Raw genomic sequence first — 14,295 nt, 5'->3', positions numbered from 1 at the left:
TCGGTTAGCCTGGCCAGCCATGGGCATTGTCGGTGTGGGGATCGATCTCGTCTCCATCCCTGATTTCGCCGAGCAGGTAGACCAACCGGGAACGGCTTTCTCCGAAACGTTCACGCCGGGCGAGCGGCGCGACGCCTCGGACAAGAGCTCGTCGGCGGCGCGTCACCTGGCGGCCCGCTGGGCGGCGAAGGAAGCGGTGATCAAGGCGTGGTCGGTGTCGCGGTTCGCGCAGCGGCCCGTGTTGCCCGAGGACATCCACCGCGACATCGAGGTGGTCACCGACATGTGGGGCCGACCCCGGGTGCGGCTGACCGGGGACATCGCCAAGCATCTGGCCGACGTGACGATCCATGTGTCGCTGACGCACGAAGGGGACACCGCCGCCGCGGTCGCGATCCTGGAGACTCCTTGAGCGCCAGCAGACATAGAATCGCAGGAATTCCTGCCGATCAACACGATTCTGCGTCTGCTCGCGAGATAACGGAGCGCGTCCGCGAGGTGTTGCCGTCTGTGCGCCGCGACCTCGAGGACCTGGTGCGGATCCAATCGGTGTGGGCCGACCCGGCCCGCCGCGACGAGGTGCACCGCAGCGCACAGGCCGTGGCGGACCTGTTGTCGCAGGCCGGTTTTGGCGACGTGCGCATTGTCAGCGAGGGCGGGGCGCCGGCCGTCATCGCGCGGCATCCGGCGCCGCCAGGAGCGCCCACCGTGTTGCTGTACGCCCACCACGACGTGCAGCCCGAAGGTGACCACAGCCAGTGGGCGTCGCCGCCCTTCGAGCCGACGGAACGCGACGGGCGGCTGTACGGCCGTGGCAGCGCCGACGACAAGGCCGGTGTCGCAACACATTTGGCGGCGTTTCGGGCCCATGGCGGCCAGCCGCCGGTCGGCGTGACGGTCTTCGTCGAGGGCGAGGAGGAGTCCGGCTCGCCGTCGCTGGGTCGATTGCTCGCCGCGCACCGCGACGCGCTGGCCGCCGACGTGATCGTGATCGCGGACTCGGACAACTGGAGCACGGACACACCCGCGCTGACCGTTTCGTTGCGCGGGCTGGTCGACTGCGTGGTCGAGGTCGCCACGCTCGACCACGGGCTGCACTCCGGCCTGTGGGGCGGTGTGGTTCCCGACGCGCTGAGTGCCCTGGTGCGGCTGCTGGCCAGTCTGCACGACGACGACGGCAACGTCGCCGTGGCCGGCCTGCACGAAACCGACATCAGCTCACTGAATTACCCCGACTATCCGCCCGAGCGGGTCCGCGCCGATTCCGGTGTGCTGGACGGGGTGTCCGAGATCGGCTCGGGTTCGGTGCCCCAGCGACTCTGGGCGAAACCGGCGATCACGGTGATCGGCATCGACACCACACCCGTTGCGGCAGCGTCGAATACGCTCATCCCGCGAGCCCGGGCCAAGGTCAGCATGCGGATAGCTCCCGGCGGCGACGCCGAGGCGCACCTGGACGCATTGACCGCGCATCTGCAGCGGCACGCCCCGTGGGGGGCGCGGGTCAGCGTCACGCGCGGCGACAAGGGCGAGCCCTACGCCATCGACGCCAGCGGCCCGGTGTACGACGCCGCGCGGGCGGCCTTCCGGCAGGCCTGGGGCGCCGAGCCGATCGATATGGGCATGGGCGGCTCGATCCCGTTCATCGCCGAGTTCGCCGCCGCGTTCCCGAAGGCGAAGATCCTCGTCACCGGCGTCGAAGACCCGGCGACCCAGGCGCACAGCGTCAACGAGAGCGTGCACCTGGGAGTGCTGGAGCGCGCGGCGATCGCGGAGGCGCTCCTCCTGGACAATCTGGGCTAGGTTTCAGCGGTTGCTCGGCCGCTGCGAGACGATGTTGTTGTTTCCCGTCCTGTTGATCGTCGGCGCGCCGCCCCGGTAGGTCACCAGGTTGTCGTCGCCGATGATGCCGATGGTGTCGGCGCTGTCGACGGTGACTTTGTTTGCGCTCCCTCGGATGTCGAGCCGCACGCAGTGGCCAGTGACGGTGTAGGTGTTGTTGCCCCCGTCCAGCTCGAGGTTTCCGTTGTTGCAGTCGATCGTGCCCGTCGTACCGGCGTTGATCATGATGAGGTGCCCGTGCACCGTGTCCTTGCTGTAGTGAGTCGCCACGTAGCACCCGATCGCGATCAGGGCCGCGACCCCACAGACCAAGAGAAATCTCTTTCGCGGATTCTTCGCCAGCTCGACCACGCTGGGAAACCGCCGCCACAAAGACTCGCCAGGTACCGCCCCACGTCCCGAGTCGGTGCTGAACGGCTGGGGCGGCGTCCCGGGTGTCGGGCCGACGCCGCGCTCCAGGTCGCGTATGTACTGCTCGGGGTCTTCTCGGTCCCTCATCGTCGGCTCCTTACGCGTCTCTCTCTAGGCGCGCGAACAGTCTGCCCCATAACGCTTGCGAGATCCTTGCGTGGCCACCGGACCGGGCTGCTCTCTACGAGTTGCTGAAACCGGCGAACGCGCGCAAAGTACCCGTGAGCGGGGGCGAGAAAGGTGCACTTATGAAGTCCCTGTTTGCCCCAACCCTCGCGCTATCGGTCGGGGCTTCGCTGGCGATGGCGACGTGCACGATCACCGTCAACGGGACGGTGAAGGATACCCAGTCCAAGACCTGGTCCGGCGAAGCCAACCTGGAGCAGTGCAGCGTCGTTTAATCAGGGTCCGGCCAAATTTGCTGCTGCCTAGCCAAGCTGCTGGATGATCTTCGGGATATTCGTCGCCGTGTGTGCCGCCTTGACGTTGTACTGGGCGACGGCGATTTTGCCCTTTTCGTCCACCACGAAGGTTGACCGGATCACCCCGGTGACCGTCTTGCCGTACATCTGCTTCTCGCCGTAGGCGCCCCACGCCGTCAGCACCTTGCGGTCGGGATCGGACAGCAGCGGGAACGTGAGCTTCTCGGCGTCGCGAAACTTCGCCAGCTTCTCGGGCTTGTCCGGCGAGATGCCCACGACGTCCAGGCCGGCGTCGTTGAGTTCGCTCAGGTTGTCGCGAAAGGCGCACGCCTGTTTGGTGCATCCCGGCGTCGAGGCGGCGGGATAGAAGTAGACGATCACTCGGCGTCCCTTGTAGTCGGCCAGCGACACCTTGTTGCCGTCGGCGTCGGGCAGGCTGAAGGCGGGCGCCTTATCACCCGGGGCGAGCCGTGTCGTCTCGGTCAAGGGGGGTCCTTTCTCTTCACCGGCGCGAGGGGGTTATCGCCGGCTGATCTAGGGTAGTGCGGGCGGGTGTATCACCTGAAGACTGGGACTTGGAGGACAGACACGTGGCGGACCGGGACCCCGAGGCCATCAAGCGCGACATCGACCTCGCCCGCGACCAGCTGGCGGCCACTGTCGACTCACTCGCCGAGCGCGCCAACCCCCGGCGTCTCGCCGACGACCTCAAGGCCCGCGCGGTCGAATTCGTGAAAAAGCCCGTGGTGATCGCCTCGCTCGTGGGGATCTCGTCGGTCGTCGTGATCGTCGTGGTCCGCAGAGTCAGGGATCGCTGACCATCGCAAAAAGTGGCGAGTCCCTTATTTGGGGAGCCGTTGTTTATCGCGCCGCTTTGGCGGCTTCGCGACGAGCCTTCTCTTTCGCGCGGGTCGAGCAGCAATGTCCCATATCGCAATGGAACCGGTCGGCGCATTCATGCGAACAATAAATTGAGGCGGCCGGAAGCCAGTCCGGATCGGACAGGTCACGCCGTCGATCGTTCGGATCGAACGTATGGCCGCAATGTACGCAGACCTTGACCTTGGCCTTGGTAGCCATGTCGATCAGCGTACGCGCTATCGCCTTAAATCTGTGCTGGTTTCAACCCGTGACAACGATCGACGTCTTGTAACGAGTTTGCGCTAGCGAATTGGCTATCGCCCGAGACTGATTTTCGACACGACCGCGCGGCCATCCCGATGAGAACGACGGCTGGAGGTCGACACCATAAATCAATGCCTCAGTGAAATCGCTTGTAGCGCAAGTTGTTCCACGTCTCCGGCTCGAACAACCGCTCTCGAGGGCCTTTCGCCCGACAACACGGTCGTGCGTGTCCTGTGTTTAGCGTCGCTTGTTGCTGTCCGCGCGCGAGCAGCCCGCCGTGGCGTTGCGGCGTCGCCCAGCGAACTGGGTCAGGGGGAGTACGACGAGCGGTGCGGTTGCCGCGCGGTTCCGAGGCGCCCGCGCACCACGCAGGAATTAACTCGACCGTCATGGCGTTGGCTAGCGATTGCGCGGGCGCCGAGATGCCTAGATGGTGAGCCTGTGGCACATTCCTAGTCGGAGGGGACGGTGTTGAGGCTTCTCAAGCGGGCATGGGTTGTGCTGGTCGTCGTCGTGGCAGTGGTCATCGGCGGCGTTGCGGTGGAGCGCCTCAGCGGCGTCTTCCCGGGACCCGGCCTACCCAAGCCCGACCCACGCGACGCGACCCCGCCCTACGCGGCCAAGACCGCCATCTACGAAATCCTGGGACCACCCGGGACAACCGGCGTCGTCAACTGGATGGATGCCGACGCGCAACCGCAGAAGGCCAACTTCACCACGTTGCCGTGGTCGCAGACGATCGTTGCGGAAATGCCCGGCATCTTCGCCTACGTCGTCGCCCAGGGCGACGGCCCCTCGATCGGCTGCCGGATCACCGTCGACGGCAAATTGGTCGATCAGCAACAGGTCAACACGCGTGATGCGCAGGTCTCCTGCTTGGACAAATCCGCGTGACCGATAACTCGAGCGACACGGACGAGATACCCGTCGCGCAACGTGCCGAAGTCGAGCACAAGCCGCGTCTAGCCCGCGCCATCCGCGTTTTGGCGTTGCCGATCGTGGTGATCTGGCTGTTGATTGCGGTGGGCGTCAACGTCTTCGTCCCGCAGTTGGAGAAGGTTGCCGAGGACGTCTCGGTGCCGCTCTCGCCATCCGACGCGCCCTCGGTGACCGGGATGAAGCACATCGGGGAGAAGTTCAAGGAGTACGACTCCGACAACCTCGTCCTGGTGACCCTCGTCGGTGACCAGCCGCTCGGCCAGGACGCCCACCGCTACTACGACGATCTGGTCAAGAAACTGAAGCAGGACACCAAGCACGTCGAGCATGCGCTCGACTTCTGGGGGCAGCGGTTCACGGCCTCGGGTGTGGAGAGCTATGACCACAAGTCGGCCTACGTCCAGGTCAACCTGCGTGGTGATCAGGGCGGTGCTGTCGGCGACAAGTCGGTTGACGCGGTTCGCAAGATCGTCGCGGACTCGAAACCCCCTGCGGGGGTGAAGGCCTACGTCGCGGGTCAGGGGGCGCTGACCGACGACACGATCGTGGTGGGTAATGCGAGTCTGTTCAAGATGACGATCATCACCGTCATCATCATCGCGATCATGCTGATGTTCGTCTATCGGTCCATCGGCACTGTGCTGTTGACGATGGTGATTCTGTTCGTCGGACTGGCCACCGGCCGAGGCGTGGTGGCGCTTTTGGGCGACACCGGCATCATGGGGCTTTCGACGTTTGCCGTCAACTTGCTGACCGCACTGGCGATTGCAGCCGGCACCGACTACGCGATCTTCATGGTGGGCCGTTACCAGGAGGGTCGCGAGCGGGGACTAGACCGCGAAGCCTCCTACTATGACACCTTCGCCGGGGTCACCAAGGTGGTGCTGGGCTCGGGTTTGACGATCGTCGGAGCGCTGGCCTGTTTGCATTTCACTCGACTGCCGTACTTCAATTCGCTGGCCTACCCGTGCGCAATCGGTCTGCTGGTCGTGGTGGCCGCCGGGGTGACCCTGACGCCGGCGCTGATCGCGTTCGCAAGCGGCTTCGGCCTTTTCGACCCGAAGCGCAAGTTCAACTACACGCGGTGGCGCCGCCTGGCGACGGCCATCGTCCGGTGGCCGGCGCCCATCCTCGCTACCTCCGTCATCCTGGCGATCGTCGGCGCCATCGGGCTGATGGGCTTCAACCCGCGCTATAACGACCTGTACTACCTGCCCAAGAGCGCTTCCTCAGTGCAGGCGTACGACGCGGCCGATCGTCACTTCACCCAGGCCCGCCTGAATCCGGACCTGCTGATGATCGAATCGGACCACGATCTGCGTAACCCCACCGACATGCTGGTCCTGGACAAGATTGCCGGAGCCATCTTCCGGGTGCCCGGCATCGAACGGGTGCAGAGCATCACCAGACCGCTGGGGCCGCCAATCCAGGATGGGTCCGTCCCGTTCCAGCTCAGCGTGCAAACCGCGCCGATCCGCAGCAACCTGAACTACCTCAAGGACCGCGTCGCCGACATCAAGAAGATCACCGGTTTCCTCGACACTCAGATCGCCCTGTTGGAGCGCCAGTACGAGGTGACCAAGAAGCTTGCGGCCGCCGCGGAGGACAGCTCGAAAACCACGGGGGAGACAGCGGCGATCACCGACGAGATCCGGGACCACATCGCTGATTTCGACGACTTCTGGAGACCGATTCGCAGTTACTTCTACTGGGAGAAGCACTGCTACGACATCCCGATCTGCTGGTCGCTGCGATCGCTCTTCGACGCACTGGACGGATTCGATCAGCTGGCCGAAAAGTTCCACGCCCTCACGAGCGATCTCTCCGACACGGCTAAGGCCACGCGCGAGCTGCTGGCGATCATTCCCGAGAATATTGCCGTCAGTAAGGCGATCCGCGACACGACACTGACCATTTACAGCACGTTCGACAACCTGGTCGATCAATTCGATCGGCTGACCGACACGAATGCCGTAATGGGCAAGTCCTTCAACGACTCTCAGATCGAGAGCCTGTTCTACCTGCCGCCCGAGATCTTCAAGAACCCGGACTTCCAGTTGGGGTTGAGCTTGATGGTGTCGCCGGACGGCAAGGCTGCCCGGTTCATCATCACCCACGCCGTGGATCCGGCGACGACGAAGGGAATCGCGTCGGTCGAGCAGGAGCGCCAGGCGGCCAAGGAGGCGATCAAACTCACCTCGCTGCAGAACGCCGACATCTACCTCGGCGGCACTGCGGCGACGTTCAACGACATCGCCCACGGCGCAAAGTTCGACCTGATGATCGCCGGGGTCGCCTCAATTGTGCTCATCTTCATCATCATGGTGATCGTCACCCGCGCTTTGGTCGCTGCGGGCGTCATCGTCGGCACGATCGTGCTGTCGCTGGGGGCCGCCTTCGGATTCTCGACACTCATCTGGCAGCACCTCCTTAATTTCGAGTTGCACTGGGTGGCAACCGAATTCGCGTTGATCGTGCTCTTGGCGGTGGGGTCGGACTACAACCTGATGCTGGTGTCGCGAATCGAGGAGGAGATCGGAGCGGGCCTGAAAACGGGTCTCATCCGCGGCATGGGTCTCACCGGCCCGGTGGTGACCGCAGCCGGTCTGGTGTTCGCCGTCACCATGGCCACGATGATCACCAGCGACCTCCGGGCGATCGGCCAGTTCGGCACCACGATCGGGCTCGGCCTGATGTTCGACACCTTCGTCGTGCGATCGCTCATCACGCCGTCGATCATGACGGTGATGGGACGCTGGTTCTGGTGGCCAAAACGGGTACGCGTCCGCCCGGCCAGCCAGATGCTGCGGTCCGTCGGGCCGCGCCCGCTGGTTCGCGCACTGCTGTACCAGCCGCGGCACGCGGATGTGCAGAGTAGCGACCGGGACAGCACGCCGGTTGCAGGTTGAGGCGTCGCCCAGACGCGTCCGGTCAAAGTGCGCCGTCAGGGTTTCGAACCCCGGACCCGCTGATTAAGAGTCAGCTGCTCTACCAACTGAGCTAACGGCGCCGTGTACGGCCGAGACCGCGTAGGCGACAATAACAGGCGTCCTGCCGCCAAGCGAAATCCCGATGTCCCCCAGGATAGCGGTTGAGTCGCGAGGCGGGGGTGCCCTGCCCGGTGGCGTAGGAAAGGTCTTGTTCGCCAAGAACTATCAAAATAGCGTCCCGCAATAGGGCGCCCGCTCGGTGCTGAACGCCGCATCCAGTTCGCGGATCGCACCCGGACGCAGTTCGGTGACGCGGTCGGCTCGCACCAGTTCGGAGGCGCGATGCGCCCCCATGTAGATGGTCGACAATTCGGCCAGGCCGATTTCGACGTCCGCCGGCCCCTCGTGCGGCGTGCATTTGGCGGCGCCGTCACGGGTCTGCAGCTGGAATCTTCCGCCGGCGAGGTTGAGCGGGTCTGTGACTTCCAGCACGAGGTCGGTGTCGGCGGAGTACTCGCGTGCGCCAAGCACTTCGGGCACGTCGTTGATCCGCACCCACAGGAAATCGCTCATCCCCGTGGTTTGGGCGGTGCGCTGGTCGCGCAGTTTGAGCCGAAGCGGATCATCGACCGGCACGTCGATCTCGATGTTGTCGAACATCTCCAACACCAACAGCGTCTGCAGCAGCTCGGTGTGGGCTTCGTCCGTGATGGGGCAGAAGTCTTCGACGAGCACGGAGCCGAACGGCGGCCGGAAGGCATGTTTGCCCGCACCGACCACGCGATATGCCAGGAAGCCGTCCGGGTGAACGGTGAAGTTCAGCGCTGACCCGTTGCCCCGCTGGGTGGGCCTGTCCTCCAAAAAGTCGGCCCACCATGCGTCGTCGCGCTCCACCGCGCCGTTCGTGACCGCGCACCACCGTTCGTAGATTTCGGGCAAGAGTTCCTTCGCCTCCGCGACGTTGACCTCGCGCGCCCGGTTGCCGTTCGGCGCGTGTCGAAGCTTCGCGAAGCGGCGGTCGATGGAGTAGCAGTGGGCGTAGCTCGCCACACCGGCGCCGAAACCGTCGTACATCGCGGTCTGGGTGGGCACTCCGCAGACGATCGGGTAACCGCGCTCGAGCAGCTTTCCCAGCCCCTGCGCGCTGAGCTGCGCCCAGATTCCCGTTCCCTGGTGCGTCGACGCGACCGCAATCATGGTCAGCCACGCGGCGCGCAGGCTGCCGCCACCCGGCACGGTGAGCCGGGCGCGATAGATGATCGATGTTCCCACCAGGGTCGGATGCTCGGGGTCCGAGACATCCTCGGCCACCAGGATGTCCTCGAGCTCGACGCGGCGTTTCCAGGCTTCCACGGCGCGCGGGTCCACCGGATCCCCAAAAGTGCGAGCCTGGTTCTCATAGACCGCCTGCCAGTCATTTTCGGTCGGATGCCTAATTATGATCGCGTCGTCGGTCGTGTTCATCGGTGATCCAATCCGCTTCTAGCCCAGCCGAATCGGCGCTCCGGACGCCGAATCTATATACCGGGGGCCCGCTCTCGTTCGATACCCGGGTGTCGGACCGTCAAACGTCAATCGACGTGCGCAACCCACCGGTGGGTGGGTCGGACGGCCCGGGTTTGGGTATAGCCATACCCCATGCTGCAAGGAATCACGCGGCTCGCCATTGCCGCGCCGCGTCGCATCATCGCGGCTACCCTCCTGATCCTGATAGGCGCCGCCATCTTCGGAATACCAGTGGTCAACCGCCTGTCCGGCGGCGGCTTCCAGGACCCGACGTCGGAATCCGCGCGGGCGACCGCCCTGCTCAGGGACCGATTCAACCAAACCGATCAGCAGATGCTGATCGCCGTGACCGACCCCGCCGGCGCCCAAAGCGGCCCGGCGCGCCAGGTCGCCACCGACATCGTCGACCATCTGGAACGGTCGCCGTGGGTGCTGAATGTGTCCTCGGCGTGGACGTCTCCGCCGCAGGTCGCTAACCAGCTGGTCAGCAAGGACAAAACCTCGGGACTGATCGTGGCCGGGCTGAAAGGCGGCGAGAACGACGCGCAGGATTACGCCAGCATCCTCGCCCGCGAGCTGGTGCACGACCGCGGCAGCGTCACCGTGCGCGCCGGCGGCATGGCGGTGGCGTATGCGCAGATCAATGACCAGAACGCGCGCGATCTGCTGTTGATGGAGTCCATCGCGATCCCGCTGAGCTTCGCGGTGCTGGTCTGGGTGCTGGGCGGGGTGGTGGCCGCGGCGCTGCCGATCGGCGTGGGCGGGCTGGTCATCGTCTGCACGATGTCGGTGTTGCGGCTGATCAGCTTCGCGACCGACGTGTCGACGTACGCCCTGGACCTGAGCATCGCGATGGGTCTGGCGCTGGCGATCGACTACAACCTGCTGATCATCAGCCGCTATCGCGAGGAGCTGGCACGGTCGGGCGAACGGGATCGGGCGCTGTTTCGGACGATGGCGACCGCCGGCCGCACCGTGCTGTTCTCGGCCACCACCGTCGGGTTGTCGATGGCCGTGATGGCGCTGTTCCCGATGTACTTCTTGAAATCGTCCGCCTACACCATCGTGGCCACCGCGGTCATCGTGGCGATCGCCACCGTGGTGGTGACACCGGCGGCGATCACGCTGCTGGGTCCCCGACTGGACGCGCTCGACGTCCACCGGTGGTTCGCGCGCGGGGTGGCGCCGCGGTCGAAGTCGTGGCGCGACCACGCCCACAAGCCGGTCTATTCGCTGTTCTGGTACCGGTCGACCAAGTTCGTGCTGCGCCACGCCATGCCGGTCGGCTTGGCCGTCGTCGCGCTCCTGCTGTTGCTGGGCGCCCCATTCCTGGGGGTGAAGTGGGGCTTCCCGGACGAGCGCGTGCTGCCCCGCTCGGCGTCGGCGCGCCAGGTGGCCGACATGCTCGACAACGATTTCGGCAACGGATTAGGAACCTCGATATCCGTCGTCCTCCCCGACGCCCGCGGGGTGACCACCGCCGACCTAGAGCGCTACGCCGCCGCGCTGTCGCGCGTACCCGACGTATCCGCCGTCACGGCGCCCACCGGGATGTTCGTGGCCGGATCCCTGGCCGGGCCGCCCGCCGCGGCCACCGGCATGGCCAACGGCAGCGCATTCCTCACCGTGGCCACCACCGCGCCGCTGTATTCGCAAGCGTCGAACACCCAGCTCGACCGGTTGCACGCGGTCAGCAGACCGGCCGGGCGGTCGGTGGAGATGACCGGGCTGGCGCAGATCAACCGCGACAGCGTCGACACGATCACCCAGCGGCTGCCGGCCGTGCTGGCGCTCATCGCCGCCATCACGTTCACGCTGCTGTTCTTGCTAACCGGCAGCGCCGTGCTACCGCTGCAGGCACTCGTGTGCAATGTGTTGTCGTTGACGGCGGCGTTCGGCGCGATGGTGTGGATCTTCCAAAACGGGCACCTCGGCGCACTCGGGACCACACCGAACGGGACGTTGAACGCCAACATCCCAGTGTTGTTGTTCTGCATCGCATTTGGGCTCGCCATGGATTACGAGGTGTTCCTGGTCTCGCGGATCCACGAGTACTGGCTGGCCTCTCCGGTCGCCCGCGAGGAGCGACCGAATCCCGCTGAGGCGCGTGCGGTGACGGACGAAAGCACGGCGCTGGGCCTGGCCGGCATCGGCCGGGTCGTCACCACCGCCGCGCTGGTGATGTCGATCTCATTCGCCGCGCTGATCCCCGCGCACGTCTCGTTCATGCGGATGCTCGGCGTCGGCCTGACGCTTGCCGTCCTGGCCGATGCCACCCTGGTGCGGATGGTCCTGGTTCCCGCGTTCATCCACCTGCTCGGCCGGTGGACGTGGTGGGCGCCCAGGCCGTTGGTTCGGCTGCGTGAACGGTTGGCGACGGGGGAGGCCGACGCCGCCAAGGTTGGTCGGCGCCGTTGGGCCGCCGACGCCCACGAGCCGCGGCAGCCCCGGATCAGGAGGTGGCCCAGCCGGGCGGTGACAGAGCGTGGTTAGCGCCGCCGTCCTGGCGTTGAGCTCCGCGCTCTGCATCGCCATCGGCGACGTCGTGCAGCAACGGGCGGCGCACTGCATCGAGGACAGGTCCATCGGCCACATCGCATTGCTCACCACCCTGCTGCGCAACCGGCGGTGGTGGTGGGGCGCGCTGTTGCTCATCGCGAGCATCGCCTTGCAGGCGGCCGCCCTGGGCAAGGGGTCGGTGCTCCTGGTGCAGGCGCTGCTCATGCTTTCGCTGCTGTTCGCGCTGCCCATCAACGCGCGCGCGTGGCATCGCAGGGTGACCGGCGGCGAGTGGATCTGGGGCGGCCTGCTGACCGCCGCCGTGGTCGTGGTCGTGGTGGTCGGCAACCCAGGGGCCGGTCGCTCGAGCGCCCCGCTGGGAACCTGGCTGACTGTGGCTGTCGTGCTTGCGCCGCTGCTGGTGGCGTGCGTCGTGGCCGGTCGGATTCGTGGTGGTGCCATGGCCGCCGCGCTGTTCGCGTTCGTGTCGGGGTCGCTGTGGGGTGTTTTCGGGGTGCTGACCAAGGAGGTCGTCGCCCGGCTCGGCGATGGCGGGTGGGCGGTGGCCCGAACCCCGGAGCTGTACGCCTGCGTCCTGGCCGCGGCGGGGGGCGTGGTCTGGAGTCAGGCGGCGTTCCGGGCCGGGCCCCTGACCGCGTCGATGCCCATGCTGCAGATGTCGCAGCCGGTGGTGGCGGCGGTGCTGGGCGTCGTCGTCCTCGGCGAGACGCTGAACGCGGGCCGCGCCGGCATAGTCGCCCTGATCGTCGCGGCGCTGGTCATGACGGCGGCGATCGTCAAGCTCGCCCGTGTCGAGGCCGTCGTGACCCGTGATGGCGTCGAGGCCGACCGCCGGCGCCAGGTCAGCCAACCGGCGTAATCGCGTCCGGGCGGTCCGCGGGTTTCCCAGGCGGAGTGCGCAATCCGTTCGCAGGACGCATTGTGAGCGGCCAAAAACCCATTACAATGCTTCCACTCTGGTCAGCGGTGACCGAATATGCCGATTGAATTGGAAGGTCGCTCGATGACGCCTTTGCGCAGACGTCGATCATGGCTGGCTGCCGCCATGGTCGTGTTTGCTGTCGTCGCCGTTGCCTGCAGTAGCAGTCACACCGCGGCGCCGACGAAGGTCATCTTCGACAAGGGCACTCCGTTCGCCGACCTCCTGGTCCCCAAGCTCACCACCTCGGTGACCGACGGCGCCGTCGGCGTCACGGTGGACGCGCCGGTGACGGTCAGCGTTGCCGACGGTGTCATCGGGTCGGTCACGATGGTCAACGAGAACGGCAAGACGGTTAATGGTCAGCTGAGCCCCGACGGGCTGCGCTGGTCGACGACCGACCAGTTGGGCTACAACCGGCGCTACACGCTGAACGTGAAGGCGCTGGGGCTCGGTGGGGCCGCGACCCGGCAGATGACCTTCCAGACGAGTTCACCGGCCCACCTGACGATGCCCTACGTGGCGCCGGGCGACGGTGAGGTGGTCGGCATCGGTGAGCCGGTGGCGATCCGCTTCGACGAGAACATCGCCAACCGCGCCGCGGCGCAGAAGGCGATCGTCATCACCACCAACCCGCCCGTCGAGGGCGCGTTCTACTGGCTGAACAACCGCGAAGTGCGTTGGCGCCCAGAGCATTTCTGGAAGCCGGGCACCGCCATCGACGTGGCGGTCAACACCTACGGCGTCGATCTGGGTGACGGGATGTTCGGCGAGGACAACGTCAAGACGCACTTCACAATCGGCGACGAGGTCATCTCGACGGCCGACGACAACACCAAGATGGTGACCGTGCGCGTCAACGGCGAAGTCGTCAAGACGATGCCGACTTCGATGGGCAAGGACAGCACGCCCACGGCGAACGGCTTTTATATCGTCGGCGGCCGGTACAAGCACATCATCATGGACTCCTCGACCTACGGCGTGCCGGTCAACTCGCCCAACGGGTATCGCACCGATGTCGAGTGGGCCACGCAGATTTCGTATAGCGGCGTCTTCGTGCATTCCGCGCCCTGGTCGGTCGGCGCCCAGGGCCACACGAACACCAGCCACGGCTGTCTGAACGTGAGCCCAAGCAACGCCGAGTGGTTTTACGACCACAGCAAGAGTGGCGACATCGTCGAGGTGGTCCACACCGTGGGATCGACGCTGCCGGGCACCGAGGGATTGGGCGACTGGAACGTCCCGTGGCCGGTGTGGCAGGCCGGTAATGCCAATACTTAGCCTGGCGCGTCCTTCCGGCGGCTCGGCAATGCGTCTTTCACGTTTCATTCATTCGTCCGCGACCTGAACGTTGTAGGGTGCCGGGCCATGAGCACCCCTTCTCCCGGGCCCGGTTGGTGGCTGGCGTCGGACGGCAATTGGTACCCGCAGCGCTGGGAGACCACCTTCGTCCATTACACGAACGAGTCGTTGGACGCCGTGATCGAAGAGGCGGCCCGCCAGTCCAAGGTCTACGGAGAACAGGGCTGGGAGATCGTCGGCTCCTCGGTGCAACGGGTCCAGGTCGCCCGCCACTTCAGCGACTACGACAAGGGCGGCGACCACTATTTCGAGTGGAGCATCGTCTGCACGCTGAAACGGCCGCTGGCGCCGGGATAGACGCACCCTTGCAAAAAAGGCC

At 65.8% G+C, this 14,295-nt stretch carries 14 protein-coding genes and 1 tRNA gene; 10 read left to right on the top strand and 5 right to left on the bottom strand.

Going from position 1 to position 14,295, the window contains the following annotated elements:
• The first annotated feature begins 19 nt into the window (after positions 1–19).
• Together acpS and AC5Y4S_RS09430 are read left to right on the top strand one after the other, a co-directional pair.
• Entirely contained in the window at positions 20–412 is a 393-nt protein-coding gene (acpS, locus tag AC5Y4S_RS09435) for a holo-ACP synthase AcpS (RefSeq protein WP_066928483.1), read from the top strand.
• Positions 409–1,803, top strand: a complete 1,395-nt coding sequence (locus tag AC5Y4S_RS09430; protein ID WP_500032347.1) for a dipeptidase — start codon at positions 409–411, stop codon at positions 1,801–1,803. The genes acpS and AC5Y4S_RS09430 overlap by 4 nt, the downstream gene beginning before the upstream one ends.
• Before the next feature lie 3 nt (positions 1,804–1,806).
• Here AC5Y4S_RS09430 and AC5Y4S_RS09425 read toward each other — a convergent pair whose 3' ends face one another.
• Entirely contained in the window at positions 1,807–2,340 is a 534-nt protein-coding gene (locus tag AC5Y4S_RS09425; protein WP_500032346.1) for a DUF3060 domain-containing protein, read from the bottom strand.
• Positions 2,341–2,501: 161 nt separating this feature from the next.
• Between AC5Y4S_RS09425 and AC5Y4S_RS09420 the strand changes: the two genes are divergently transcribed.
• Entirely contained in the window at positions 2,502–2,654 is a 153-nt protein-coding gene (locus AC5Y4S_RS09420; protein ID WP_500032345.1) for a hypothetical protein, read from the top strand.
• Between the two features lie 27 nt (positions 2,655–2,681).
• Here AC5Y4S_RS09420 and bcp read toward each other — a convergent pair whose 3' ends face one another.
• Positions 2,682–3,161, bottom strand: a complete 480-nt coding sequence (gene bcp, locus AC5Y4S_RS09415; RefSeq protein ID WP_068110988.1) for a thioredoxin-dependent thiol peroxidase — start codon at positions 3,159–3,161, stop codon at positions 2,682–2,684.
• A 104-nt stretch (positions 3,162–3,265) separates the two neighbouring features.
• Between bcp and AC5Y4S_RS09410 the strand changes: the two genes are divergently transcribed.
• Positions 3,266–3,493 carry a DUF3618 domain-containing protein gene (locus AC5Y4S_RS09410; RefSeq protein ID WP_068110985.1) on the top strand — a complete coding sequence of 76 codons (228 nt, stop codon included), beginning with the start codon at positions 3,266–3,268 and terminating at the stop codon, positions 3,491–3,493.
• 43 nt (positions 3,494–3,536) lie between these two features.
• On the opposite strand, the gene AC5Y4S_RS09405 is transcribed toward AC5Y4S_RS09410, so the two are convergent.
• Positions 3,537–3,755, bottom strand: coding sequence for a ferric uptake regulation protein (locus tag AC5Y4S_RS09405; RefSeq protein ID WP_081665087.1), 219 nt, complete (start codon positions 3,753–3,755; stop codon positions 3,537–3,539).
• 516 nt (positions 3,756–4,271) lie between these two features.
• Between AC5Y4S_RS09405 and AC5Y4S_RS09400 the strand changes: the two genes are divergently transcribed.
• Positions 4,272–4,694 (top strand): MmpS family transport accessory protein, encoded by a 423-nt coding sequence (locus AC5Y4S_RS09400; protein ID WP_500033277.1) that lies wholly within the window; start codon positions 4,272–4,274, stop codon positions 4,692–4,694.
• Positions 4,691–7,648 carry an MMPL/RND family transporter gene (locus AC5Y4S_RS09395; RefSeq protein WP_500032344.1) on the top strand — a complete coding sequence of 986 codons (2,958 nt, stop codon included), beginning with the start codon at positions 4,691–4,693 and terminating at the stop codon, positions 7,646–7,648. Before AC5Y4S_RS09400 ends, AC5Y4S_RS09395 begins: the two co-directional genes overlap by 4 nt.
• Before the next feature lie 28 nt (positions 7,649–7,676).
• On the opposite strand, the gene AC5Y4S_RS09390 is transcribed toward AC5Y4S_RS09395, so the two are convergent.
• Together AC5Y4S_RS09390 and AC5Y4S_RS09385 are read right to left on the bottom strand one after the other, a co-directional pair.
• Positions 7,677–7,749 (bottom strand) — tRNA-Lys (locus AC5Y4S_RS09390).
• 145 nt (positions 7,750–7,894) lie between these two features.
• Positions 7,895–9,133, bottom strand: a complete 1,239-nt coding sequence (locus AC5Y4S_RS09385; RefSeq protein ID WP_500032343.1) for a GNAT family N-acetyltransferase — start codon at positions 9,131–9,133, stop codon at positions 7,895–7,897.
• A 174-nt stretch (positions 9,134–9,307) separates the two neighbouring features.
• Here AC5Y4S_RS09385 and AC5Y4S_RS09380 point away from each other — a divergent pair, with 174 nt between their 5' ends.
• From AC5Y4S_RS09380 to AC5Y4S_RS09365, 4 genes are all read left to right on the top strand, one after another.
• Positions 9,308–11,668 carry an MMPL family transporter gene (locus tag AC5Y4S_RS09380; RefSeq protein ID WP_500032342.1) on the top strand — a complete coding sequence of 787 codons (2,361 nt, stop codon included), beginning with the start codon at positions 9,308–9,310 and terminating at the stop codon, positions 11,666–11,668.
• The gene (locus AC5Y4S_RS09375) at positions 11,661–12,554 is read left to right on the top strand and encodes a DMT family transporter (protein WP_500032341.1); all 894 of its coding nucleotides are present in this window, start codon (positions 11,661–11,663) and stop codon (positions 12,552–12,554) included. The genes AC5Y4S_RS09380 and AC5Y4S_RS09375 overlap by 8 nt, the downstream gene beginning before the upstream one ends.
• Before the next feature lie 117 nt (positions 12,555–12,671).
• Positions 12,672–13,895 (top strand): L,D-transpeptidase, encoded by a 1,224-nt coding sequence (locus tag AC5Y4S_RS09370; protein ID WP_500032340.1) that lies wholly within the window; start codon positions 12,672–12,674, stop codon positions 13,893–13,895.
• Positions 13,896–13,982: 87 nt separating this feature from the next.
• Positions 13,983–14,273: a hypothetical protein gene (locus AC5Y4S_RS09365; RefSeq protein WP_067155278.1), complete on the top strand. Its 291-nt coding sequence runs from the start codon at positions 13,983–13,985 to the stop codon at positions 14,271–14,273.
• The last annotated feature ends 22 nt before the right edge of the window (positions 14,274–14,295 follow it).

This window comes from Mycobacterium sp. NGS64 (assembly GCF_059812245.1).
This window is presented reverse-complemented; position numbering and strand designations above follow the sequence as displayed.